Below are 223 nucleotides of genomic sequence, written 5' to 3'. Positions count from 1 at the left end.
GATCTGGCCACGCTCGACGCCGTCACGGTTAACACCACGGATCAGCGCGCCGATGTTGTCGCCGGCCTGGCCCTGGTCGAGCAGCTTGCGGAACATTTCAACGCCCGTAACCGTCGTCTTCGACGTGTCGCGGATGCCGACGATTTCGACTTCTTCGCCAACCTTGACGATGCCGCGCTCAACGCGACCGGTCACAACCGTACCACGGCCCGAGATCGAGAAC

1 protein-coding gene is annotated in these 223 nt (G+C 62.8%); it reads right to left on the bottom strand.

Features of this window, described 5'->3' with window-relative positions; translation table 11 throughout:
- The coding region (locus ASE71_RS05655) for an EF-Tu/IF-2/RF-3 family GTPase (protein WP_244497353.1) at positions 1-223 on the bottom strand (223 nt) is incomplete at both ends.

The organism is Ensifer sp. Root954, from assembly GCF_001429005.1.
Classification (GTDB): Bacteria; Pseudomonadota; Alphaproteobacteria; order Rhizobiales; family Rhizobiaceae; genus Ensifer; species Ensifer adhaerens.
The sequence above is the reverse complement of the archived record's forward strand: the minus strand, read 5'-3'. Positions and strand labels throughout refer to the sequence as shown.